Annotated in this window: 20 protein-coding genes and 2 tRNA genes; 8 read left to right on the plus strand and 14 right to left on the minus strand. The window is 64.6% G+C overall.

The genetic code is table 11. The features are described 5' to 3' along the window. Nucleotides 1-2: 2 nt before the first annotated feature. From J2S32_RS03925 to J2S32_RS03935, 3 genes are all read right to left on the minus strand, one after another. On the minus strand, nt 3-2075 hold the full coding sequence (locus J2S32_RS03925; RefSeq protein WP_253522925.1) for an NAD(+) synthase: 2073 nt from the start codon (nt 2073-2075) through the stop codon (nt 3-5). 277 nt (nt 2076-2352) lie between these two features. Then, entirely contained in the window at nt 2353-3369 is a 1017-nt protein-coding gene (locus J2S32_RS03930; protein ID WP_253516591.1) for a sensor histidine kinase, read from the minus strand. Between the two features lie 137 nt (nt 3370-3506). After that, nucleotides 3507-4508 carry a DNA topoisomerase IB gene (locus J2S32_RS03935; RefSeq protein ID WP_253516595.1) on the minus strand — a complete coding sequence of 334 codons (1002 nt, stop codon included), beginning with the start codon at nt 4506-4508 and terminating at the stop codon, nt 3507-3509. A gap of 93 nt (nt 4509-4601) precedes the next feature. Between J2S32_RS03935 and yghU the strand changes: the two genes are divergently transcribed. The 5 genes from yghU (at nt 4602) to J2S32_RS03960 (ending at nt 10087) form a co-directional block, all read left to right on the plus strand. Then, on the plus strand, nt 4602-5453 hold the full coding sequence (gene yghU, locus J2S32_RS03940; RefSeq protein WP_253516599.1) for a glutathione-dependent disulfide-bond oxidoreductase: 852 nt from the start codon (nt 4602-4604) through the stop codon (nt 5451-5453). Nucleotides 5454-5523: 70 nt separating this feature from the next. Next, nucleotides 5524-6933, plus strand: coding sequence for an MFS transporter (locus J2S32_RS03945; protein WP_253516602.1), 1410 nt, complete (start codon nt 5524-5526; stop codon nt 6931-6933). A gap of 14 nt (nt 6934-6947) precedes the next feature. Further along, nucleotides 6948-7022 (plus strand) — tRNA-Gln (locus J2S32_RS03950). Nucleotides 7023-7260: 238 nt separating this feature from the next. Further along, a complete protein-coding gene (locus J2S32_RS03955; protein WP_253516605.1) occupies nt 7261-8469 on the plus strand; it encodes a GGDEF domain-containing protein in 1209 nt (402 codons plus the stop codon). 106 nt (nt 8470-8575) lie between these two features. Continuing rightward, entirely contained in the window at nt 8576-10087 is a 1512-nt protein-coding gene (locus J2S32_RS03960; protein ID WP_253516608.1) for an acetyl-CoA acetyltransferase, read from the plus strand. A 16-nt stretch (nt 10088-10103) separates the two neighbouring features. Here the strand turns inward: J2S32_RS03960 and J2S32_RS03965 are convergent, their stop codons facing one another. From J2S32_RS03965 to J2S32_RS03985, 5 genes are all read right to left on the minus strand, one after another. Beyond that, nucleotides 10104-11282: a molybdopterin molybdotransferase MoeA gene (locus J2S32_RS03965; RefSeq protein ID WP_253516611.1), complete on the minus strand. Its 1179-nt coding sequence runs from the start codon at nt 11280-11282 to the stop codon at nt 10104-10106. Then, nucleotides 11279-11755 (minus strand): cyclic pyranopterin monophosphate synthase MoaC, encoded by a 477-nt coding sequence (moaC, locus tag J2S32_RS03970; protein WP_253522928.1) that lies wholly within the window; start codon nt 11753-11755, stop codon nt 11279-11281. The genes J2S32_RS03965 and moaC overlap by 4 nt, the downstream gene beginning before the upstream one ends. A gap of 381 nt (nt 11756-12136) precedes the next feature. Then, the gene (locus J2S32_RS03975) at nt 12137-14200 is read right to left on the minus strand and encodes a putative bifunctional diguanylate cyclase/phosphodiesterase (RefSeq protein WP_253516620.1); all 2064 of its coding nucleotides are present in this window, start codon (nt 14198-14200) and stop codon (nt 12137-12139) included. A gap of 312 nt (nt 14201-14512) precedes the next feature. Continuing rightward, the gene (locus J2S32_RS03980) at nt 14513-15322 is read right to left on the minus strand and encodes an SDR family NAD(P)-dependent oxidoreductase (RefSeq protein WP_253516624.1); all 810 of its coding nucleotides are present in this window, start codon (nt 15320-15322) and stop codon (nt 14513-14515) included. A 54-nt stretch (nt 15323-15376) separates the two neighbouring features. Further along, the gene (locus J2S32_RS03985; protein WP_253516626.1) at nt 15377-16213 is read right to left on the minus strand and encodes a DUF4437 domain-containing protein; all 837 of its coding nucleotides are present in this window, start codon (nt 16211-16213) and stop codon (nt 15377-15379) included. 130 nt (nt 16214-16343) lie between these two features. On the opposite strand from J2S32_RS03985, the gene J2S32_RS03990 reads away from it, so the two are divergent. From J2S32_RS03990 to nfsB, 3 genes are all read left to right on the plus strand, one after another. Then, nucleotides 16344-17249, plus strand: a complete 906-nt coding sequence (locus J2S32_RS03990) for a LysR family transcriptional regulator (protein ID WP_253516638.1) — start codon at nt 16344-16346, stop codon at nt 17247-17249. A 51-nt stretch (nt 17250-17300) separates the two neighbouring features. Beyond that, entirely contained in the window at nt 17301-17783 is a 483-nt protein-coding gene (locus J2S32_RS03995; protein WP_253516641.1) for a GNAT family N-acetyltransferase, read from the plus strand. Nucleotides 17784-17943: 160 nt separating this feature from the next. After that, nucleotides 17944-18627 (plus strand): oxygen-insensitive NAD(P)H nitroreductase, encoded by a 684-nt coding sequence (gene nfsB, locus J2S32_RS04000; RefSeq protein WP_253516646.1) that lies wholly within the window; start codon nt 17944-17946, stop codon nt 18625-18627. A gap of 143 nt (nt 18628-18770) precedes the next feature. Here the strand turns inward: nfsB and J2S32_RS04005 are convergent, their stop codons facing one another. The 6 genes from J2S32_RS04005 to mltG all read right to left on the minus strand — a co-directional run bounded on the left by J2S32_RS04005 (nt 18771) and on the right by mltG (nt 23444). Further along, nucleotides 18771-19370, minus strand: a complete 600-nt coding sequence (locus J2S32_RS04005) for an SDR family oxidoreductase (protein ID WP_253516649.1) — start codon at nt 19368-19370, stop codon at nt 18771-18773. Between the two features lie 43 nt (nt 19371-19413). Further along, nucleotides 19414-20793, minus strand: a complete 1380-nt coding sequence (locus J2S32_RS04010; protein WP_253516658.1) for an NAD-dependent succinate-semialdehyde dehydrogenase — start codon at nt 20791-20793, stop codon at nt 19414-19416. 284 nt (nt 20794-21077) lie between these two features. After that, nucleotides 21078-21154, minus strand: a tRNA-Met gene (locus J2S32_RS04015). Nucleotides 21155-21222: 68 nt separating this feature from the next. Further along, the gene (locus J2S32_RS04020) at nt 21223-21918 is read right to left on the minus strand and encodes a Crp/Fnr family transcriptional regulator (protein ID WP_253516660.1); all 696 of its coding nucleotides are present in this window, start codon (nt 21916-21918) and stop codon (nt 21223-21225) included. A 27-nt stretch (nt 21919-21945) separates the two neighbouring features. After that, nucleotides 21946-22476 carry a 2'-5' RNA ligase family protein gene (locus J2S32_RS04025; RefSeq protein WP_253516672.1) on the minus strand — a complete coding sequence of 177 codons (531 nt, stop codon included), beginning with the start codon at nt 22474-22476 and terminating at the stop codon, nt 21946-21948. Then, nucleotides 22473-23444: an endolytic transglycosylase MltG gene (gene mltG, locus J2S32_RS04030; RefSeq protein WP_253516675.1), complete on the minus strand. Its 972-nt coding sequence runs from the start codon at nt 23442-23444 to the stop codon at nt 22473-22475. The genes J2S32_RS04025 and mltG overlap by 4 nt, the downstream gene beginning before the upstream one ends.

The following is a 23444-nucleotide window of genomic DNA, read 5'->3' on the forward strand; positions in this document are numbered from 1 at the left end:
GGTCAGTCACCATCCAGCGGCGGGAGGGCCGCGGCCAGTTCGGCGACCCATGTATCGGCCACAGCATCGCTGGGCGCGCGCCAGTCGCCCCGCGGGCTCAGCGCGCCGCCCGCGCTGACCTTGGGCCCATTGGGAATGGCGCTGCGCTTGAACTGGCTGTAACCGAAGAAGCGCTTGAGAAACTTCTCCAGCCAGGCCGCGATCGTGGCGAGATCGTATTCGTTCTTAGACTTTTCGGGAAAATCGATCGGCCACAAACCCGCGTCCGCCTGCTTCCACGCATGCCACGAAAGGAAGGCGACATGGCTGGGCTTCTGCCCCCAGCGGATGATGTGGTGGAGGAAGAAGTCGTTGAGTTCGTAGGGGCCGATGATCGACTCGGTGCTTTGGATCGCACCGTCCTCGCCTGCGGGAACCAGCTCGGGGCTGATTTCGGTGGCGAGAATGTCGGTAAGCACGGCGTCGACGCCAGCATCGAATTGCGCGGTCTGCGTGGTCCAGCGAATGAGGTACTGGATGAGCGTCTTGGGCACGCCCGAATTGACCGCGTAATGGCTCATCTGGTCACCCACGCCGTAGGTACACCACCCCAGCGCCAGCTCGCTGAGGTCGCCGGTGCCGATGACCCAGCCGCCATTCTGGCCGGCCAAGCGGAAGAGGTAGTCGGTGCGCAGGCCCGCCTGAACGTTCTCGAAGGTCGTGTCATAGACCGGCTCGCCATCGGCAAAGGCATGGCCGATGTTTTCGAGCATCAGCCGCGCGGTGGGCGAGATGTCGATCTCCTCGGCGGTTATGCCGAAGGCCTCCATCAGCCGCCAGGCATTCGACTTGGTGTCGTCCGAGGTGGCGAAGCCGGGCAAGGTATAGCCGTGGATATCGCTGCGCGGCCGCCCCAGCCGGTCCATCGCCTTGGCTGCGACGATCAGCGCATGCGTGCTGTCGAGGCCGCCCGAGATACCGATGGTCAGGCTTTTCGGCCGGGTTGCCTGGATCCGCCGCATGAGCGCATCGACCTGGATGTTGAACGCCTCGTAGCAGTCCTCGTCGAGCTTATCGGCGCGGTTGGGCACGAAGGGGAACCGCCGGATCGGGCGGTTGAGGCCGATATCGGCGCGCGGCGCGGCGCGCTCGAATGCGATCCGCCGATACCAGTCCTCGGGCCGTCCGGCGGCCTCGGCGGCATCGTTGAAGGTCTGCATACGCATCCGCTCGGACAGGATGCGCTGCGTATCGATATCGGTGACGCACAGTTCGGGTGCCAGATCGAAGCGCACGCTTTCGGCCATCAGATCGCCCAGCTCGTAGATCATCCCCTGCCCGTCCCACGCGAGGTCGGTAGTGCTTTCGCCATGCCCGCTGGCCGAATAGGCATAGGCGCAGACCGACCGGCTCGAGCTTGCGCGGCTGAGCAAATGGCGTTCGTCAGACTTGCCGATGACGATATTCGACGCCGAAAGGTTGAGCAGGATCGTCGCACCCGCCAGCGCGGCCATGGTGCCGGGCGGATTGGGCGCCCAGAAATCCTCACAGATCTCGATGCCAAAGGTGAACCCCGGCAGATCGTCCGCGGCGAAGATCAGATCAGTACCGAAAGGTACCTCACGGGCGCCACAGCGGATCGTCAGGCCGACGCATTCGCGGCCATGCGCGAACCAGCGCTTTTCGTAATATTCGCGATAGTTGGGCAGGAAGCTCTTGGGTACCACGCCGAGCAATTCGCCCCGCGCGACGACCAGCGCGCAATTGTAGATCCGGCCATTGCGGCGCAGCGGCGCCCCGAAGACCAGCACCGGGCTTAGCTCGCGCGACGCGGCGATGATAGCCTCGACCTGCGCTTCAACCGCATCGAGCAGCGCGAGCTGCATATGCAAATCGTCGATCGCATAGGAAGACAGCGCCAGTTCGGGATAGAGCAACAGGTCGACATGCTGCGCATGCGCCTTGTGCGCGGTTTCGAGGATCCCCTCGGCATTATAGGCGATATCGGCTGTGCGCACCTTGGGCGTACTCGTCGCGAGGCGAACGAAGCCATGCGTGTGCATGTCGTAGAAGGGATGCGTCGCGCTTCCGCTCATGGGGGCGGTACCTTTCTGATCGGATGGTGCAGGAGCCGGTTCGAGCCAGTCGGCCGGCTGGCAAATGCCGAGTTCGGCCAGCCGTTTCTGGACGGTAGCGCGCGCGATCTTGCCCTTCGCCTCCCAGCCATAGACGGTCCGGCTTGGCCAAGGCTGCGGCTCGCCGAAGCGCGCACCGAAGTCCTCCGCACTGAGCGGAGGGCGCTGCGCTTCGCGCCACTGGCGTATCTTGAAGCCGGCCAAATGCATGGCCGCGGAGGTATCCTTTTAGGCTACCCTACGCAAGTTCGGACTGGTCTTCCTTGCGCATTTCGGTGCGGAAGCCGTTGAGCACGGGCCCCGCATGATGCGTTGCCTGGGCCTGGGCGGCAAAGGCGGCGAGCAATTGGCTGCCCAGTCCGCCCCCCGGATCGGTAAAGGCGTCGGCGCCCACACCGTCATCCTCGATGGTGAACCGCCACGTGTCGCCGCGCACGTGGAAGAAGACCGCGATCGTGCCGGTCCGATCATCGGGGAAAGCGTATTTGCACGCATTGGCGACCGCTTCGTTGAGATAGAGCCCGATCGCCACCGCCTCTTCGGGGGTCAGCGTCGCCTGGTCGATTTCGCGGAACAGCCGCACCGATGGCGGCAGGCTCGATCCCTCGATCCCGTCGAGAAGGTATTCCAGATAGGGCTTCATCGCGACATCGGGATTGTCCGACTGCTCCAGCGCCAGCGCCGAATAGGCATCGGCAAAGGTCCGCACGCGGCCCACCGCATCGTCGAGCGGGGCATGCAGTTCGCGCTGCGGGATACGGCGCTTCTGCAATTCGAGCATGCTGGCGACCAGCGCGAAATTGTTCTTCGTGCGATGCTCGAGCTCGGCCAGCAATGTCAGCCGCCGGTCGGCGCGCTCGCGGATTTCGTCCATCGTCGCATGCGCGGCACGGCGAAAGGCCTCGGCGAAGACGAGCACGATCAGCGCGCAGGCGGCGTTGAGGACCACGCGTGCGGGATCGGTAAGGTCGGCGAACAGGAACGAGCGCGATGGAGGCAGGATAAAGAACCACGCCCAGAAGAAGGTAATGGTAAAGGCGACCACGCCCGCGCGCCAGTGTCCGTAAAGCGTGGCGAGCAGGATCGTGGGATAGATCAGCGCGAAGGGCCCGGAGACCGGCGCCCATACGTCGACCAGCGAACGCAGGCCGACCATGGCTGCAGCGCACATGGCACCGAACACCACTTGGGCGGCAATCTTGCTGCGCTGGCTGAGGAACTGGCGACTGACATCGAAATTGGCGAGCCGGTGCATGGATACGACATTCCGGCGGAGAACCGATGCCCGCCGTTGCCCCGTTGCACGCGCGGACGCGCGATGGCTCCGCACCATCGGCGCGTTCCGTTTATCGCAAACTTCCGAAAAGCAGAAGCCCTTCTCGCGTCTGCGCGCTACGCTGCGAGCAATTCCTGCGCGCTCGGACTTTCCTGCAACAGGTTGATAAGCCCGCGTTCTTCGCGGGTCAGCCAGCGCGTGGCCCGCGGCAAGCGCAATTGCGCGCGCCAGCTTTCCTGATCCTCGAGCAGTTCGAACACCGCCGGGTGGATATAGCTCTTGCGGGTCACGGCGGGCGTATTGCCGAGATGGTCGGCGACGCATTCGAGCAGCGCCTTCATTGGTATCGCACCTTCGCCATCCCGAAGGCATGACAGCGCCTTTACGCTGGCATGCCAGGTGCGGAAGTTCTTGGCGGTGAAGTCCTGCCCCATGGTCTCGCGCAGATAGTCGTTCACATCGCTCGACCCGACCGTGTGCAGATCGCCCTCATCGTCGGTATATTTGAACAGGTGCTGCCCCGGCAGGTCCTGCATCTTGCGCACCATGCGCGCCAGGCTGCCATCGGACAGCGTCACTTCGCGCAGCTTGCCCGCCTTGCCCTTGTACCGCAGGCGCAGCACCTTGCCGGTCAATTCGGCATGGCGCTGGCGCAAGGTGGTGGCACCGAAACTCTTGTTGGCCTTGGCATAGCCTTCGTTCCCGACGCGCACCGCGCCCAGGTCGAGCAGGCGCACGACACTGGCGATCGCGCGTTCACGCGTCAGCTTGTGACCGCGCAGATCGGCCTCCACCCGCTTGCGTACCAGCGGCAAGAGGCTGCCAAAGGTGACACAGCTGTCGAACTTCTCGCCTTCGCGCGCGGCGCGGAATTCGGGATGGTAGCGATATTGCTTGCGCCCCTTGGCATCGATCCCGGTGGCGAGGATATGGCCGTTGGGTGCGGGGCAGAACCAGGCATCGGTATAAGCCGGCGGGAGCGCAACCGCATTGAGCCGGCGCTTCTCCGCTGCATCGGTCAGCAGCTTTCCCTCGGGGTCGTAATAGGCCCATCCCCTGCCCGCCCCCTTGCGAGTGATTCCGGGCAGGTCGTCGTCGACATAGATGAGCTTCGTCATGGCGAAGGGAAGAACCGTGGGAGAGTGTTCGCGGTTCCCCACCTTGCGACGAATAGAAGGCTGTTTTAGCCCATCCGCCTGAGGAGAACGATCTTGGCCGATTCCACCTATACCCCGCCCGAAGTCTGGACCCACGATTCCGAAAACGGCGGCCGCTTCGCCAATATTAACCGCCCCACTGCCGGTGCGCGCGAGGACCGCGAGCTGCCCGCGGGCGAGCATGACTTCCAGCTTTATTCGCTCGCCACGCCCAACGGGGTGAAAGCCACGCTGATGTTCGAGGAATTGCTCGAGGCGGGGCATGCTGGCGCCGAATACGACGCCTGGACGGTCAATATCGGCGAAGGCGACCAGTTCGGCTCGGGCTTCGTCGACCTCAATCCCAATTCCAAGATCCCGGCCCTGCTCGACCGCAGCGGGCCTGAGCCCGTTCGCATCTTCGAGAGCGGGGCGATCCTGATGCACCTGGCCGAAAAGTTCGGCGCCTTCCTGCCCACCGATCATACGCGCGCGGAAGTGCTCAGCTGGCTGTTCTGGCAGGTCGGCAGCGCCCCCTTCATCGGCGGCGGCTTCGGCCATTTTTATGCCTATGCGCCCGAAAAATTCGAATATCCGATCAACCGCTATGCGATGGAAACCAAGCGCCTGTTCGACGTTACCGACCAGCGGCTGGCGCAAAGCGAATTTCTCGGCGGCAAGGATTACACGATCGCTGATATGGCCACCTGGCCCTGGCTGTCGCCCTTTGTACTCGGCGGCATTTACGGCGAGGCGCGCACCTTCCTCTCGATCCACGAATACACCCATGTCGAACGCTGGGTAAAACAGATCGCCGAACGCCCTGCGGCGCGCCGCGGCCGGATCGTCAACAAGACCTGGGGCGATGAAGACGCGCAGCTGCGCGAACGCCACTCGGCAGCCGATTTCGACGGCAAGGCAATCTGACCGCCCCCCGTTTGGCTTGACTTAGCTCCTCCCATGCCGTCCCATCGCGGCGGTATGGGAGGATACAGATTTGCGTGATCCGGTGCGCCCGGTCGGCCGACTGGAGAAGATCGGCTATGGGATGGGCGATCTCGCGTCGTCCTTCTATCTCAACTTCTTCAATCTCTACCTGCTGTTCTTCTTCGTCGAGCTTGGCGGCGTGGCGCCTGCAGCCATGGGGCTGATGCTGTTCCTGACCAAGCTGATCGACGCGGTGACCGACCCCATGATGGGCGCGCTGGCCGATCGCACGCGCAGCCGCTGGGGCCGGTACCGCCCCTATCTGCTGTGGGGCGCGATCCCCTTCGGCCTGACCGGGGCGGCAATCTTTGCCGCGCCCGATCTCTCGCCCGGCTCGATGCTGATCTGGGCCTATGTCACCTATACCGCGACCATGCTCGCCTTCACCGCCGCCAGCGTACCCTATTCGGCGCTGATGGGCGTCATTTCCACCAGCGCCGACGAGCGCTCGAGCTTCGCCGCCTATCGCATGGTGTTTTCCGCCGCCGCGGTCATCCTGATCGGGGTGGTCGGGACGACGCTGGTGCGCGAACTGGGCGCGGGCGACGAGCGGCGCGGGATCATGCTGACCATGTTTGTGCTCGCCGGACTGGGCGTCGCGACCTACTGGATCGCCTTTGCCGCGAGCCGCGAGCGTATCCCGCCTGCACCAACCAACGGCCGGATTATCGATGATCTCAAGGTCCTCGTGCGCACGCCTGCGTGGATCGCCGTGGCAGTGGCCGCGCTGCTCGCCCCGGTCGCGCTCTCCGCGCGTGCGGGCAGCGCGCTGTTCTGGTTTCGCTATGTCGCGGGCGATGACGGCGCGCCGGTGTTTTTCTTCCTCGACCGGATCGGGCTGTTCTATTCGGCGCTCGCCATCGGCCAGCTGATCGGCGTCATCGGCGCCAATTACCTTGCCCGCAGGTTCGACAAGCCGGTGCTCTTGATCGTGGCCGGGGGGCTGAAAATCGCCGCCATGCTGGTTTTCTACATGCTGCCCTTCGATGCGGTCTGGCCCCAGACCTTCGTCCAGCTGTTCGTCGGCGTGGGATTCGGCATGATGATGGTGCTCGCCTATTCGATGTTCACCGATATCGCCGAATATCTCGAATGGTCGAGCGGGCGGCAGATGACCGGCCTGGTGATCTCCGCCTCGATCTTCGCGATCAAGGCGGGCGTGGCCTTCGGCGCGGCGCTGCCGGGTTTCCTGCTGGCACTGACCGGCTTCGAAGCGGGCGCGACCCAGTCCGCCGAGGCGCGCATGGGGATCGAGCTCGTTTTCGCCCTCGTCCCCGCCGCCGCGATCGTTCCGGCGGGTGTGGCGATGTATTTCTACCGGCTCGACCGCGCGACCATTGCGCAGGTCGAAACCGAACTGGCCGAGCGTCGACTCGTTTCGCCTTCCAACCCCTTCCCTTCCGCGCCCGAGACGTTATAGGGGCGCTCACTCGCTGGGGTGTAGCCAAGTGGTAAGGCACCGGTTTTTGGTATCGGCATTCGCAGGTTCGATCCCTGCCACCCCAGCCAGTTTCCATGTGATCCACGCGACAAACGCCAAGGTTTGCCGGCGGACCAAACCGCCCGGCGCCCTGCGGTAATACGCTTTCGCGAAATCGATCACCACTCCGAACTGCCGCGACGATCCCGAGCAAGCGCGCCGCACTGCCCGCGCGCTTCATCCGTAATCAAAGTGTATGGTTAGGGCATCTTAACCCTCGCCCCTTAAGCTCCTGCGCGGGAAGTAGATGGGGGTAGGGAACAGCCGATGACGGCGGCGTTCATTCTCGGGATCAACATGTTCATCGCCGCGCTGTTCGGCGTGGCGTTTGCGGTGGTCGCGCGCTCCAACCCGGTTGCCCGGGGCGCGGGTTGGCTGGCCGCCGCCTATGCGCTGGGCATCGTCGATGTGATGCTCGAGTTCATCATGCGTTGGACCGAACATCCCACGCCGGTCATCACCGGCATCTTCTTTACCTATCTGGCGGCACTCACCTGCGGCCTTGTCGGCGTAGCGAAATATTATCGTACTGGACCGCAGACCAGGCCTATAGTGGCCGTCTGGGTCCTCGCCGGAATGCTGACCCCCGCAATGCTGATGCTTCCTTACGGCACGGGCGCTCGCACGCTGCTCTATCAGCTTCCCTATTTCACCATGCAGGTACTGATGACCTGGATCGTGATCCGGTCCGGGCGCCGCATGCTGCTCGACCGGTTGCTGGTCTTCGTCAGCTCGGCGGCTGCGCTCTCCTACCTGGCCAAGCCGCTCATCGCCTGGCGGATCGGGGGTGCCGACACGCCGCAGAACTACCTCGCATCGGATTACGCAGCGATTTCGCAAAGCCTGGGTTCGGTCATCCTGATCGCGCTCGCGCTGGTGCTGCTGCTGGTCATGATGCGCGACATGACGATCGAGATGATCGCGCGCTCGGAAACCGATCCGCTATCGGGCCTGCGAAACCGCCGCGGGTTCGAGGTTCATGGCGAGCAGATGGTCGCTGACGCCCTCCACAGCCACCAGCCCCTGACGCTGGTGACGGTCGATATCGACCGCTTCAAGACGATCAACGACCGCTTCGGCCACCCGGTCGGCGACAAGGTGATCATTGCGGTCGCCGAGTTGCTTTCAAGTGCGACTGGAGAAGGGGATCTGGTTGCACGGCTCGGGGGCGAGGAATTCGCGCTCGTGCTTGCCGGGCAGGAGATCGAGCAGGCGGCGCGTTCGGCCGAATTAATGCGGCAGCGGGTGCAGACCGAACTGTCGCGGGCGGTCGGCAACGCGCAGGTGGTTTCGGCGTCCTTCGGCCTGGCCCAGCTTTCCCCGGACGAAGCGCTGTCCAGCCTCGCCCGCCGGTCCGACCTCGCACTCTACGAAGCCAAGAACACCGGGCGCAACAAGGTCTCCCTCGCCCCGCTCGAACAGGCGGCAACGCGGCCGGCACGTCCCGTGCTCGCGACGCGCAGGGCCGCTGCCTGATCGCACCAGGCCGGGTGCAAGGTGGTTCTTGCCCCCAATTCTCCTCCAGGTTTCGGTTGCAGCATGAAACCCGCTTGCTAGGCAGGGCAGCAAGAGGAGAGCATGTGTGCCCGAACAGGACCCCGAGAATATCCCCGTCATCGCCGGTGTCGGACAGGTCAACGACCGCCCCGAGAACCCCGGGGATGGGCTCGACCCCATACACCTGATGGCCGAGGCGCTGCGACGGGCCGATGCGGATGCGGGCGGCGACCTGCTTGCCGAATGCGATTCGCTGGCGGTGGTGGCGCAACTGGCCTGGCCGCAGCTCAACCCTGTCGATGGCAAGCTGGCCGAGGTACTGGGAATCGATCCCGCGCACCGGATGCAGACCGCGATGCCCAATGGCGACAGCCCGATCCTGCTGCTCAACGAAGCCGCCAATCGCATCGGGCGCGGCGAGGCGAAGATTTGCGCGGTGACCGGCGGCGAGGCTCTGCGCACTGCGGGCCAGCTGGCAGCGCTGAAGAAGCGCACGGATGGCGCAAAACCCAACGCGCTGCGCGATGCGAGCCACCGCGTGCGCAAGGGATATGCGCAAGGATACGGGCTGGTCGTGCCGACCGATGTCTATCCGCTTTACGAAAACGCCGGACGCGCCGCCTACGGGCAATCGCTCGCCGAAGGGCAGGCGGAAAGCGGTGCGATCTGGGCCGGGATGAGCGAGGTCGCAGCGCAGAGCGAAGGCGCCTGGATCCGCAAGACGGTGAGCGCGGACGATGTCGTGATGCCTTCCGCCGACAACCGCCCCATCGCCTTTCCTTACACCAAGCTCCAGGTCGCCAATTCGTCGGTCAACCAGGGGGCTGGCTTCATCGTTACCTCGCTGGCCGAAGCGCGGCGACGCGGGATTGCGGAGGACCGGCTGGTCTATGTCGGCTACGGCGCGGCAGCGCATGAAAGCGACAGCTTCCTGTCGCGCGATCGCTATGACGCTTCCCCCAGCCTCGCCACCTCGATCGAGCGGACGATGGCGCTGAACGGTGTCACCGCCGCCGACCTCGCGCATGTCGAGCTTTACAGCTGCTTTCCCTGCGTCCCGAAAATGGCGCGCCGCGTGCTCGGCTGGCCGCTCGAGCGGCCCGCGACCGTTTTCGGCGGATTGACCTTCGGCGGCGGTCCGATCGGCAATTACATGAGCCATGCGGTCGCCGCGATGGTTGAGAAGCTGCGCGGGACCGGCGACAAGGGGCTGCTGTTCGCCAATGGCGGCTATGCCACGCACAACCACACCATCCTCGTATCGGGTGCCCCGACGCAGGCCGCCTTCCCGCAGGAGTTCGACTACCAGGCCGAGGCCGACGCGCGGCGCGGGGACGTTCCGCCGCTGGACAAGACCTATACGGGTCCCGCGACGATCGAGAGCTACACCGTGCATTACGACCGCACCGGCACACCAAGCTCGGGCGTGATCGTGGCCCGCACGCCCACGGGATCGCGCACGCTGGCCAGCGTTCCCGCCGATGATGGCGATATGATCGCCTTCCTCACCGAAGGACGCGGCGAACCCGTTGGAAGCAGCGGCGTGATAACGCGCTCGGGTGAGGCGGAGGCACTGGCGCTCTGGTCGCGCGACTGACCGCTGGACCCGCGGCTCAGAACTGCAGCGCCTGCACCTTCGCCCCTACCGGCAATTCGGCTTGGCCCCGCGGGCAGCGGATAAGCCAGTCCCCCCGGGCCAGTCCACCCTGCACGCCGCTGTCCTGGTTGCCGAGCGGGCACAGCCCCTTACTCGCCCAGGCCGCGCGTGCGAAGGTCTCGCGATCGCCGGTAGCGGGCAGGCCCACCGCCAGCGGCATGCTGCGCCAGCAATGCGCGGTGCTTGCGCCCTGCAGCAGCGCGAGGATTGGCTGGAGGAACAATCGCGCAGTCACCATCGCCGAGGTGGGATTGCCCGGCAGCCCCAGCACCAGCGCTCCCCCCGCGCGGCCCAGCCACACCGGCTTGCCCGGCTTGATCGCCACCTTGTCGAAGAGCAGTTCGAGCCCGTGCGCCGCGAACATCGGTTTCGCAAAGTCACGCTCGCCAACCGACGCGCCGCCGGTGACCACCACCAGGTCGGCACCGCCGAGCAATTCACCCGCCTGTCGTTCGAGTGCGGGCAGGTCGTCGAGCCCGCGCTCGCAGGTGGTCACTATCGCGCCCTCGCTTTCGACCAGCGCAGCCAGCGCATAGCTGGTGCTGTCGGGGATGGCGTCGGGCGTGCGCTGCGCCGATCCGGGCTCGGCCAATTCGTCGCCGGTCGCGAGCAGCGCCACCCTCGGTTGCCGGTGGACGGCAATCTCGGACCTGTCTCCCGCCGCAATGGCGACCAGCGCTTTCGGGTTGCAGCGTGTGCCTTGCTCGAGGACGACATCGCCTTTCGCGAAATCGCTCCCCTGTTGGCGGATGTGGCGGGCCGGACCGAACCCGGCGGAGAAGCGCACGCCCTCGCCCTCACGCGAGGCATATTCCTGCATGATCACGCAATCGGCGCCCTCGGGCAGCGGCGCCCCGGTGAATATCCGCACGGCCGTCCCGGTGGCCAAAGGGTGTTCATAGGGGTGACCGGGCCGCGCCTCACCGACCACCCGCATCGGCGCGTCGGGGACGACGCTCTCCAGCCTTACCGCATAGCCATCCATGGCGGAAATCGTTCGGCGCGGTGACGGGATGTTGGCAGTAACATCGGCGGCGAGCGTCCGTCCCACAGCTTTGGATAGCGCAACCGTCTCAGCCTCGAGCGGAGCGATATGCCTAGGAAGCAACGCCATCGCCTCGTCGAAGGAAATCATGCGCGCTGCCAGTCACCCGACTGGCCGCCTTCCTTGGCGGTGACGCGGATGTCCGCGATGGTCATGCCCTTGTCGACTGCCTTGAGCATATCGAACAGCGTCAGGCAGGCGATGGACACTGCGGTGAGCGCTTCCATTTCCACCCCCGTGCGCCCTTCGGTCCGCACCGCCGCTTCGACGATGAATCCGGGCCGCGTATCGTCGAACGCGATCGTCACCTCGACTTGCGAGAGCGGCAGCGGGTGGCACAGCGGGATCAGGTCCGACGTCCGCTTGGCGGCCATCACCCCGGCCAGTTCCGCAGTTGCGATCACGCTGCCCTTGGGGGTCTTGCCCGCCTTCACCAGCGCTATCGTATCGGCTGCGCAATCCACCCGGCCCGCAGCCGTGGCGCGGCGCGCAGTAACGGGCTTGTCGCCGACATCGACCATCCGCGCACGGCCCTGCTCGTCGATATGGGATAGATCGGCCAATTTCGGGTCCTCGATTGCTACGGTCGGGCGGCGTTCGAGCATCATCGCGCGGCCCTGTCGAGCGGCTTCGCAAAAAAGGCCACTATCCACGGTCAGACGGTCCGCCAGGAGTGGGAGAAACCCGCCGACCGCCGCATTAACCTAAAGTTTGATTGACGTTACGATTTCGGCCCAAGGTTCATTGGGCTTGGTTCTGATTGATGAGGTGATGCATTGGTGCAGGATGCCGGCGTCGACCACCACTACTAGCGGATCAGCGCGACTTGCGGGTTGCTGGCTTAGGCGCAAAGAACCGCACTCACCCCGGCTTGGACAAGCCGACGACGCTTCGCGGGAGAATGCTGGCGCTTGGCGTAGCTGGCGCTTGCGCCAGCCGAACGGCTACGGGCGCGACCCGCTCACCGAAAACGGACAGGGGGTTTCGGCATCGTCGGCGGCATCCGCGTCGAGGTCACCGATCTGCCGGTCGACCAGGCGATGGATGTTCGGCGCATCGGGCTCGCGATACTGCCCCAGCAAGGCCAGCACGCCCTCTTCATCGAGCGGGCGCCCGAGATAGAAACCCTGTCCGAACTCTGCGCCCAGTTCGAGCGCGGTCTCGCGATCGCCGACGGTGGCGATATATTCGGCGATGCTTTCAAGCTTCATCGCCTCGATCATCTTGATAATGCCGCGGAGCATGTCGCGCCCTTGCGGTTCGCGCGCGCCGCGGATCAGCGAGCCATCGATCTTGACCTTGTCGAACTTGATTTCGCGCAGATAGACCAGCGACGCAAAGCCCGCACCGAAATCATCGAGAGCGATGCGGCAGCCTGCGCTACGCAGGAGTTCGACATTCCGGCGGGCGACGTCGAAATTCACCAGCATGGCGGTTTCGGTGATTTCGAACTGCAGGCGGTCGGGCGGGAAATTCTTCCGCTTGATCAGATTGACGATTTCCGCTGCGGCGTTCTCACTGCAGATATGGGCGGCGCTGAGGTTAAACGACAGGCGGCAAGGCGGGACCCATTCGGCTGCAAAATCGAGCGCCTTGCTAAGCAGCGAGAGGGTGATCTCGCCGATCCGGCCCAGACGCTCGGCTGCCGGGATGAACAATGCCGGCGAAACCTCGCCGAAGGTCGGATGATTCCAGCGGGCAAGCGCTTCGAAAGAGGTCAGTTCGCCCGTCTTGAGATTGAGGATCGGCTGATACGCGAGCGTCATGTGTTCGATCGTGCCAATTTCCATCAGCTCGGCTTCGATGGCGTGCAATCGACTGGTTTCTTCCTGGATCGCGCCATCGAACAGCTTGGTGGTCTCGAGATTCTCGCGCTTGGCGACATACAGCGCCGCATCCGCATCGCGCAGCGCGCGACCGACATCGGGCGCATCCTCGCCCAGCACGCATGCGCCCGCGCATCCGCCGACGCTGACCAGGGCGTTCGAGAGGCGCATGGGCTTGCGCAGTTGCACCAGCGCATCGTCACAGGTCGCGACCAGCGCGCCGAGTTCCTCGGGGCATGACGACCCGCCGATAAAGATGCCGAATTCGTCCCCGCCCAGCCGGCCGACGATCGTTCCCGCCGGTGACACGCGTTGCAGGCGGCGGGCGACGTGGCGCAGCACGACATCGCCGGCATGGTGACCATAGAGGTCGTTGATCGGTTTGAAGCGGTCGAGGTCGATCACCGCCAGTAGCCCGCATTGCCCCCCGTCCAGCTTTGCCTCGACATCGTGGATGAAGGCAAGGCGGTTGCGGACACCGGTCAGATTGTCGAACTCGGCCTGGCGCTGGGCAGTGCGCCGGGCATCGATCAGTTCGAGATTGGTCCGTTCCATCCCGACCAGTGCGGCATCGGCATCGAACTGCGCCTTGAACAGGCTGAGCTGCATCTTGTGGCTGGTCTCGGCGAGATACAGGCTGACCACGGTAAGCACGATGACCGCGACCGAAGCCGGCAGGTTGTTGCCCGCATAGATATACAGCACAGCGGCGACCAGGGGGAGCACGAAACAGAAGAAGATCACCCGCGAAGCGAAGACGATCCCCGTCAGCGCGGCGCCCTGCGTCAGCCCCGCCAGCAGCGCGAGCGAGAGGATCTGCAACCACGCCATGTTTTCATTGTTGAACGCGATGCTGCCGAACGCGAGCGAGAGATAGAACAGCGTCTGCGAGCAGGACAGCAACACGACCATGAAGCCTGTCACGCGTGCTGCAACCGGATTGACGTCTTCCGACGCGCCTTCGGGCAGCGGCAACACCCAATGCCGGAAGCGCGTGATAACAGCGAGCACCAGGATACCGGCCATGATCCGGGTGGGGGTCTGTTCCCAGGTCACCCATGCGATCCCGATAAAGGGCGCGATGATGGTCAGATAATAGATATGGATCGTGTTGCGCACCGACTTGATGCGTTCCCGACTGAACTTGGCGGCGATTTCGTTGTCGGATTCAAATCCGATCAACTTATCTATACGCCGCCAAAATTGCACTCGAGCCTTAAACATTAAGCCGAGGTGGCAGGCCGGAACGAAGGTATGGTAAACCGCATATCAGGGGAACTACGGTGTTGTGGAGCAGCGACGCCTGCCGAAGCACTGCCCCAATGGTTAACGGCACCAACGAAACCGCGCGAAAAACCGGATGGATCGTCACGACGCAGCAACCGTTCGGTTAGGCGAACTGGAGCACGGCCCGTCCCTCCATGCTCGTTCGGATCGCGAGCTCGCCCTTGCGACGTGGGAAACGACGCGCGCGAACTCGGATATGCGCAATCCCTACGCGCCCAAGCGCCGAAGAATGTCGTCGATCGCCGCGACGAGTGCGGCGTTCAGCGACGGGTCGAGCGCATCGGGGTGCGGATTGCGAAACTGGCCGCTGTCATTGTTGAAATAGCGGCCCGAGGCATGGTCGAACTCCGGCGACACGGCCGCCCGCCGCAGGATATCGGCCCCGATGCCGAGGTCCTTGCCGTCCATTCCATAGGCTTCCTTGACCATCTTGCTGCCGAGGAGCGAGCCGGGGTTCACTGCAATCACCGCCGGTCCGGCATCGGCGAACTCGTCCGCCATGTGGCGCGACCACATGGTCAGCGCGAGCTTGCTTTGCGCATAGGCGTCATTGTCGGAAAGCCGCTCCTCCCCCGCGAGCGCGGCGAGCGATACCGGGGCTTGTGCAGCCGAAGACAAGTTCACGATCCGCCCGCCCATGCCGATATGGAACGCCAGTTCGCTGGCTAGCACATAGGGCGCGATCGTATTGACCACGAAGCGGACGTCGAGCCCATCGCCCGTCATGGGTTTGGCGATGCTGAAGACGCCGGCATTGTTGATCAACACGTCGAGATCGGGCTCTGCGCGGCGGATTTCATCCGCGAGGTGCCGCGTCGCCGCAATCGAGGACAGATCCGCCTGGTAGGTGGCGATCCGGCCCCCGCCGTCCACGGCCGCGACAGCAGCGCGCGCCGCATCGAGCTTCGCTGCGCTGCGTCCATGCAGCAGGACGCTATGCCCCTTGGCGCGCAGCACCTTGGCGGTCTCAAGGCCGATGCCATCGGTCGCGCCGGTGATCAGGATGGTTTTGCTCATGATTGTCCGTTTGATATGCGTAAGGGCCGCCGGCCGAAATCCATCCGCCAGCCGTTATTCGGCAAGGGTGAAGGCCGCGCTCGTTCGAATGTAGAGGAGGCAGTCGTCTTCGGTGTCGCAGCTGATGGTGTGGACAGCCTTGCCCGTCGATCCGAAATAGCTGCCCGCCCCCAGCGCCACTTCACCCGTGGTCTGCGGATTGGTGTAGCGAATCCCGGCGGACGTAACGACAGCCCGCAAGGGCCCGGCGTTTGTGGCGATCCGCGATAAAGAACCGGCAGGCAGGCGCAGAAGCGATCCGCCTTCGCCGGTTTCCCGATCAGCCCACAGGAACGCCGTCTGCGCGCCGGATCCGTCGCTGACAGGAAGGAAGGTCACATCGTCACCATCGAGCCACACGAGATTGGACGCCGCAACATTGATCGGCCGCTCGCCATTGTCGAAGGCTTCGGCGGACGGTCGGACGAGATAGGGCCCGGAATCGATTTCAATATAGGCCATGTTGAACACGCCCCTCGCGGCGGTGACATGATCCTCGCCAGCGGGCTGTGTCCAGAATGATGACGGCGACAGCCACAGCGGCGCAGCCTCCGGGTCGTCATTGTGGATCGCCCCGCCGATCACGACGCCGCGATAGGTGACGTTGTGAATATGCGGCGGGGAGGAGAACCCTTCGTCGAAACGGACAAGGAAGCCGGAGGCCTCGTCGCGGGCCCGATCGCCCCACAGATCGCCGGCCCGCGGGCTGGCATCGCCGCGCGCCGCGTTGAGCGCACCCCATTCGACCGCATCGAACTCGACCACCTCGTAATGCGGCGTATCCGCGGCCGCGGCAGGCAGCGACGCCAGCATGGAGATGGCAGTGGCGGCGGCTATGATCGGCTTGGTCACGGAACTGCTCCTGTTGAGCCGGTCCAGCAAGACGGCTCTGGTGATGTTCGAGCATTTCGACATAATAGAGTGCCTTCTCGATACAAATGCGCCATGTGAGGTAACAGTATTCGTAGATCAGGTATAATCGATGGACACTGACAGCCTGCGTCTGTTCGTACGCGCCGCCGAGAAACTGAATATCAGCGCTGCCGGGCGCGATCTGGGACTGGCGCCTGCGGTAGCCAGCGCCCGGCTCGCGAGGCTCGAGCATGAAGTCGGCGCCCAGCTTCTCCACCGCTCCACGCGCAAAGTCTCAATCTCGATTGAAGGTGAGGAATTCCTGCCCTTCGCGCGCGAAATCCTGGCGCAGCGCGATGCGGCCATGGCCGCGCTCGGGCATGGCCGCGCGCGGGCCGAGGGCACGATCCGGTTCGCCGCCTCGAGCACTTTCGCACAGCTCTACGTCGCGCCGCTGCTGCCCGAATTTCTCGCCCGCAATCCCGGCCTCCGCCTCGATCTGCGGTTTTCGGATACGCCCTTCGATCTGCTCGAAGGCAGTTTCGATCTCGCGCTGCGCAACAGCGCGCTCGACGATAGCAGCCTGAAGGCGCGCAAGCTGGCCGAGGTGCGCGGCGTGCTGTGTGCTTCGCCGGACTATCTCGCGCGGCGCGGAACCCCCGCCTCCCCCGCGGATCTCGCGGACCATGACCTGCTCGCCTTTCGCAGCATGGGCACGAGGACACTGATTTCGAGCCGCGGCGAGAAAGCCGAATTCGCATGCCCCGAGGAAAACTGCCGGGTGGTGATCGACGATGGTGCGAGCATGCGCTTCGCCGCGATTGCCGGGCTGGGCATCTCTCCCCATGCCGACTGGAACGTCGAGCAGGCCCTGCGCGACGGTACGCTGTGCCGGGTACTTCCCGAGTGGCATGTGCAGGACAACACCGCGCTCTGGCTGGTCTATCCCAAGACCAATGTCCTGACCGCCAAGGTGCGCGTGCTGATCGACTTCCTCGTCGAGAAAATCGGTCGCGATCCGCCCTGGCTGCAGTAAACTGCGCAGTTCCCTTCCCGTCCCCCCTCCCACGAAGACCACGAACCCGACATGTCCATCCGTCCCGCCACCAGCCACGATCGCGACGCGGTCTGGCATATCCTCGAACCGGTGTTTCGCGCTGGCGAGACCTATGCCATCGATCCCGCGATCTCCAGGCAGGATGCCCTGGCCTATTGGATGGGCGGCGACAGCGAGGCCTTCGTCTTCGAGGACGCGGGCGCAGTCCTGGGGACCTATTACCTGCGCCCCAACCACGGCGGCGGCGGGGCCCATGTGTGCAATTGCGGCTATATCACGGCCACCGCAGCGGCGGGTCGCGGGATAGCGCGGCAGATGGGCGAGGACTCGCTGCGACGCGCACGCGAGCGCGGGTTTCGCGCGATGCAGTTCAATTTCGTGGTCGCCAGCAATGTCGGTGCGGTTCACCTGTGGGAAACGCTGGGCTTCGCCGCGGTCGGCCGGCTGCCGAACGCCTTCGACCATCCAGCCAGGGGCATGGTCGATGCGCTGATTATGTATCGTCAACTATAGAACAACCGACCAGGCCGATGAGTTGGCGGCTTGATTATATCGAAAACCGGAAAACTCTTTGCCGGCTACGGGCGGTTTTGTTGCTTTGCCAATGTAATTATCTCGACTGACAAGACACGCATGCTTCGCGCAGCGTGCACAACAGCCAAGAGGTAAGCATATGACCGCTCTCGCCCCCCTCGTCCGCACCGGCGCCGCCATCGTCGAAACGGCCAAGGCCCGTTACACCACCAAGTCCTACGACGCCTCGCGCCGTATCCCCAAAGCCGATCTGCAGGGCGTGCGCGACCTGCTCCGCTTCAGCCCCTCGAGCACCAATGCCCAGCCCTGGCACTTCATCCTGGCGGGCACGCCCGAAGGCAAGGAACGCGTGGCGAAATCGACCGCGGGCGGTTTCGGGTTCAACCGCAGCAAGGTGATCGACGCATCGCATGTGGTGGTGTTCGCGGCGCGCACCTCGATCGAGGAAGACTATCTCCAGCATATTCTCGACGTCGAGGATGCCGATGGCCGCTTCGTCGCCGATCCCGCAGCGCTGCGCGAACAGATGCACGGCGCGCGCTCGATGTTCGTCAACATGCACAAGGAAGCGGGCGATCTCGACGCCTGGAGCCAGGCGCAGACCTATCTCAACAAGTTCATGCTCGGTGTCGCCGCGCTGGGTATCGATGCCACGCCGATGGAAGGCGTCGATCTCGACCTGCTCGACGAGGAGTTCGGCCTGCACGAAAAGGGTTTCCGTGCGCTGGTCGTCGTATCGCTCGGCTACCGCGCCGAAGACGATTTCAATGCCGCGCTGCCGAAGTCGCGGCTACCTGAAACGGAGGTCATCACCGAAATCTGACCCCCCTCTCTTTGGTGATACCTTCGAAGGCCCCGTCGAGCGATCGGCGGGGCCTTTCAACGTGTGATCACACCTGGAGGGAAGCGGTAGAGCGTGTCGGGGAGGCTGTATTCCGCCCCTCCCCGACAGGCTCGCAATCACAGTCAGCCGACGCTTTCCATTGTCAGCACCTTGCCGACCCATTCGGGCGCCTCGACCGCTTCGGCCAGCAGCTTCGCGACATCGCCGCGCGCAGCCTCGCCCTTGGGATCGACATTCTCGCCCAGACGGACCTCGCCAGTGCCGTCCGCATCGGTCAACGATACCGGGCGCAGGATCGCATATTCGAGATCGGTCGCCTTGAGATGCTCGTCGGCCTCGTGCTTGGCCTGGAGGTAATGCGCGAGTTCGCTGTCCGGGTCCGGATTGTCCGCCCCGACGCTGCTGAGCATCACGAAGCGGCGCACGCCATTGGCCACCGACAGGTCGATAAGCCGCTTGGCACCGTCACGGTCGACCTTGTCGGTCATCTCCGCCGGCGTGTCTCCGCCCGAGCCCGCGGCGAACACGACCACGTCGCATCCCTTGGTCACATCATCGGCCAGATCGGTCAGGTCGGCTTCGCGCTGCTCCACCCCATCGGGCAGGCCCGAGGTATCGGAACTGGCGCGCACCATGGCGACGGTATCGAGGCCCCGGTCGTGCAATTCGCGCACGAGCCTGAGGCCGGTATTGCCGGTCGAACCGGCGACGAGGACTTGCATGGATATTCTCCGAATTTGTCTGCTGAGGGGCTGGTGATCGCGCTTACGAGGGCAGGAAGATCGCCTTGGCGTTGACGAATTCCTTCATGCCGAAGCCGCCATGTTCGCGGCCGTAACCCGAATTCTTGACGCCGCCGAAGGGCATGTTGGGGTCCGCCGCTCCGAACGAATTGATCCGCACCATGCCGGTATCGAAATGATCGCGCGCCAGCCGGATCGCCTTGTCTTCATCCCTGGTGAAGATGCCCCCGCCCAGGCCATAACGGCTGTCGTTGGCGATCCGCATCGCGTCCTCGTCATCCTTCGCGCGGATGATCGACGCGACGGGGCCGAACAGTTCGTCATCATAGGCGGGCATGCCCGGCTTGCAGTCGGCGAGCACGGTGGCGGGGTAGTAATAGCCCTCCCCTTCCTGCGGATCGCCGCCGCACAGCAGCGTCGCGCCCTGCTCGACGCTCTTGCCCACCTGCTCGACCAGCGTGTCGAACTGCTCCTGGCTCGACACCGGACCAAGCTCGGTATCCTCCGCGGTCGGATCGCCCATCTTGGCACGCTGCATGCGCGCGACGAAGGCGGTGACGAAATCGTCATAGACCGCCTCGGTCACTACGAAGCGCTTGGCGGACACGCAGGTCTCACCATTGTTATAGAGCCGCCCCTGCGCGCAGGTTTCGACCGCGAGGTCGATATCGGCGTCCTCGAGCACCAGATAGGCGTCGTTCGACCCCAGCTCGAGGACGGTCTTCTTGAGGTTCTTCGAGGCAAGCTCGCCGATATGGCTGCCCGCGCCGTCGCTGCCGGTCATGGTCACCGCGCGGATCAGCTTGTGTTCGATGACCTTGTCCGACAGATCGTGCCCGACGAGGATGACCTCGAACAAATCCTTGGGCAGGCCGGCTTCAAGGCACAGATCGCGCAGCAGCAACCCGCTGCCGGTGCAGATCGATGCATGTTTGAGGATCACCGCATTGCCCGCCATCAGGTTGGCGGCGAGCACGCGCACCGGCTGGTAGACGGGGAAGTTCCACGGCTGCACGCTGTAGATCACCCCGATGGGCGAGAAGGTCACGATCCCGCGCTTGCGCCCGCCGCTGTGCTGGCGTTCCTGATCGGCCAGTTCCTTGGGTCCATGTTCCGCAGTGTATTCGAAAATACGCGCGCAGATCTCGACCTCGGTCTTCCCGTCCTTGATCAGCTTGCCCATTTCGCGCGTCATCAGTTCGGCAAATCGGTCGGCATTGGCGCGCAGGACCTCGGCGATCCTGCGCAGGTAGGGCGCGCGCTCGTCATGCGATTTGGTGCGCCAGTCGAGAAACGCGGTATGCGCCGCTTCGATCTTGGCGAACACCTCGCTCTCGCTCATGGTCTCATAGGTTTCGAGCGGCTCGCCGGTGGCGGGGTTGCGGGTCTGTATCTGGGTCATATTTCGCTTTCTCGCTGTGGGGGGGGAGCGCTCGCCGATCCGCCCGGGACCGGCGCAGCTGCACGCCGCAAGGTTCAGCAAGACAACGGGAGCGACCACCCCCCGTTCCGTTCGCACCTGCAACAAACGCGTTCACGCGCCCGAGCGTGCGCCACGCAGGATGGTTTGGCGCAAGGGGCCGGACAGGCCCACGACAGGCGCCGATCACGGAGCAGTATTTTTAAGATGGGTCGTGCGCAGCAGCCGAAAGCTGCCGCTGCTGCACATGGCTATGCCAGTCGAATTGGTAGCGGAGGAGGGACTTGAACCCCCGACACGCGGATTATGATTCCGCTGCTCTAACCACCTGAGCTACTCCGCCCCATAGAGGCATGCCGGGGCGATAGCCCCCTCGGCAGGCGGCGCATTTAGGGCGGTCCGCGATTGCGGTCAACCGCGCAAATGCGCCTCGTCCGCGTTTTCTGCGGATGCTTGCGATGCCGCCTCGTTCATGCGCCGGACCTTGGCTGCCAGACCGCGGTTGAGCGCGTGCGTCAGCGCGGTATCGACCTCGGGCACCGCGCGCGCATAATGCGCCAGCGCATCGCGGTCGAAAGTCGCCACACGGGTGCGTTCGGTCACCACCACCGTGGCCGAGGCGGTCTGGCCCGACACCAGGCTCATCTCGCCGAGAAACTCCTCCGGGCCGCAGGTGCCCACGACCTTGCCGTCGCACTCCACCCGCGCTGCGCCGCGCGCCACATAGATCAGCGGCGGGTCGGGCTGGTGCTGGTTCATGAGCACCGCGCCCGCTTCGACATCGCGCCATTCCATCAGATCGCGCAGGCGCTGCTGGCGGCCGGCGTCTTCGATACCGAGCAGGCGCTGGAACAGGCTGGTTTCCTCTTCCAGCATCGCGCCGCGCCGCGCACGGCGGCGCAGCACCGATATCTGCATCCCGTTGATGATCAAAAAGACCGCGGCGATGATTGCCCAACCAAGCTGGTCGGTCAGCGCAAAATGCGCCAGCGCGGCAAGCCCGGCGACAAACATCGCATAGCGCAGCTGCCTGATCGTGGTCGCTGCCATCGCCGCGACCGCCAACAACGCCGCTGCATAAGCCAAGATAGTGGCGATTTCAGCCATCCCCCGTCCCCTCGTAAAGCACGGCTCTTATGCCGCGCTCCGGCCCCTGAATGCAAATTCCTTTACCGCTTCCCACGGCCCGCCGCGATAGCGAAAAAGCGCAAGGCCGCGAAAGGCGAAGCGACGGGGTTCGATCATCCCCGCCAGCGCCGCCTGCAGCGCCTTGGCCTCCTTGGCGGCGACCTTGTTCTGGATTGTGACGTGCAAGCGCGGGCGGTGCTGGTCCTGCTGCGTCAGCATGCCCCGAAAATGCTCGGCGATCATGTCGCGCAGCGCGAGCATGTCGAGGCTGGACAGCTTGATCGCAGTGCCGCCGCCGAGCGACAACAGCCCCTCGACCTGGCCCGCAACCGGCGCGAACTCGCCCGCAAGGCGCTTGAGATAGGTACAGGCCTCCGCCTCGCACATGGCCGGCAGCGCGTGGAACAGCGTGACATGCGCGTCGAGGTAGTTGCGCTCGGGCGGGAAATGCTCGGTTCGCAGCGCCGTGTACCGGGCGTGCAGGTCGCGCGGCAATTGCGCGGTGACGATCAGCGGGGCGGCGTCTGCCCCGCTCACATTTCCCCGCGGCGGCGGCGGATCTCGAACCATTCGGCGACATTGCGGTTATGCTCTTCCAGTGTCTCCGCAAAGGCATGTCCCCCGGTGCCATCGGCAACCATGTAGCGCGCGCTTGTTTCCGCCGGGTTCAGCACCGCCGCGATCGCTTCACGCCCGGGATTGGTGATCGGCCCCTTGGGCAGGCCGACCATGGTATAGGTGTTGTAATCGTTGATCGCGGCGATTTCGGACTGGCGGATGCGCCGCCCCAGCGGTTTGCCCTTGGTGAGCGGGTAGATGATCGTCGGGTCGGCCTGCAGCAGCATGCCGTCCTTCACGCGGTTGGAATAGAGCCCGGCGACCATCCTGCGCTCGCGCGCGACCCCGGTTTCCTTCTCGACGATCGAGGCGAGGATCACCGCGTCCTTCACATTGTCGACCGCGATGTCGGGCGCGCGCTTGGGCCAGGCTTCGGCGAGGTAGTTCTGCATCGCCGCCTGCATCCGCGCGAGCACCGCGCTGCGCGCCTCGCCGCGCTCGAAATCATAGGTATCGGGCAGCACCGAGCCTTCGACCGGGACGGGGATTTCGCCGGTCAGGTGATCTTCGGCCATCAGCCGTTCGTGGACCAGTACCGAGGGCAGGCCTTCGGGAATGGTCACGAAGCGCCGGATCACCTCGCCATGCTGGAAAGTGTCGAGGATCTGCGCATTGCTCGCCCCGGCGGGGAGCAGGAATTCGCCCGCCATGATCGGGTCCGATGAGCCGAACAGCTTGGCGCGCAGCAGGAAGCCTTCGGGATTGGCGATCAGCCCTTCGTCGCCGAGCTTGTCGGCGACCGAAGTCAGGCTGGCCCCCGACGGAACGATGAAATTGGTGTCCTCGTCGATCTCGGCGGTGCCCCACCAGCCCGACAGGAACCAGATCGCCCCGATGGCGAGAACCAGCGCGAGGACGCCTGCGAGGAGGCACCCGGCCTTTTTCAC

This window comes from Qipengyuania citrea (assembly GCF_024171405.1).
Lineage (GTDB): Bacteria > Pseudomonadota > Alphaproteobacteria > Sphingomonadales > Sphingomonadaceae > Qipengyuania > Qipengyuania profunda.

Bases quoted from the DNA above. Each gene is read 5' to 3' on its own strand.
- J2S32_RS03925 (WP_253522925.1), bottom strand. From the start codon at position 2,075: ATGAGCGGAAGCGCGACGCATCCCTTCTACGACATGCACACGCATGGC.
- J2S32_RS04005 (WP_253516649.1), bottom strand. From the start codon at position 19,370: ATGCAAGTCCTCGTCGCCGGTTCGACCGGCAATACCGGCCTCAGGCTC.
- J2S32_RS03930 (WP_253516591.1), bottom strand. From the start codon at position 3,369: ATGCACCGGCTCGCCAATTTCGATGTCAGTCGCCAGTTCCTCAGCCAG.
- J2S32_RS03990 (WP_253516638.1), top strand. From the start codon at position 16,344: ATGGACACTGACAGCCTGCGTCTGTTCGTACGCGCCGCCGAGAAACTG.
- nfsB (WP_253516646.1), top strand. From the start codon at position 17,944: ATGACCGCTCTCGCCCCCCTCGTCCGCACCGGCGCCGCCATCGTCGAA.
- J2S32_RS03955 (WP_253516605.1), top strand. From the start codon at position 7,261: ATGACGGCGGCGTTCATTCTCGGGATCAACATGTTCATCGCCGCGCTG.
- J2S32_RS03965 (WP_253516611.1), bottom strand. From the start codon at position 11,282: ATGATTTCCTTCGACGAGGCGATGGCGTTGCTTCCTAGGCATATCGCT.
- J2S32_RS04020 (WP_253516660.1), bottom strand. From the start codon at position 21,918: ATGGCTGAAATCGCCACTATCTTGGCTTATGCAGCGGCGTTGTTGGCG.
- J2S32_RS03995 (WP_253516641.1), top strand. From the start codon at position 17,301: ATGTCCATCCGTCCCGCCACCAGCCACGATCGCGACGCGGTCTGGCAT.
- J2S32_RS03980 (WP_253516624.1), bottom strand. From the start codon at position 15,322: ATGAGCAAAACCATCCTGATCACCGGCGCGACCGATGGCATCGGCCTT.
- J2S32_RS04010 (WP_253516658.1), bottom strand. From the start codon at position 20,793: ATGACCCAGATACAGACCCGCAACCCCGCCACCGGCGAGCCGCTCGAA.
- J2S32_RS03935 (WP_253516595.1), bottom strand. From the start codon at position 4,508: ATGACGAAGCTCATCTATGTCGACGACGACCTGCCCGGAATCACTCGC.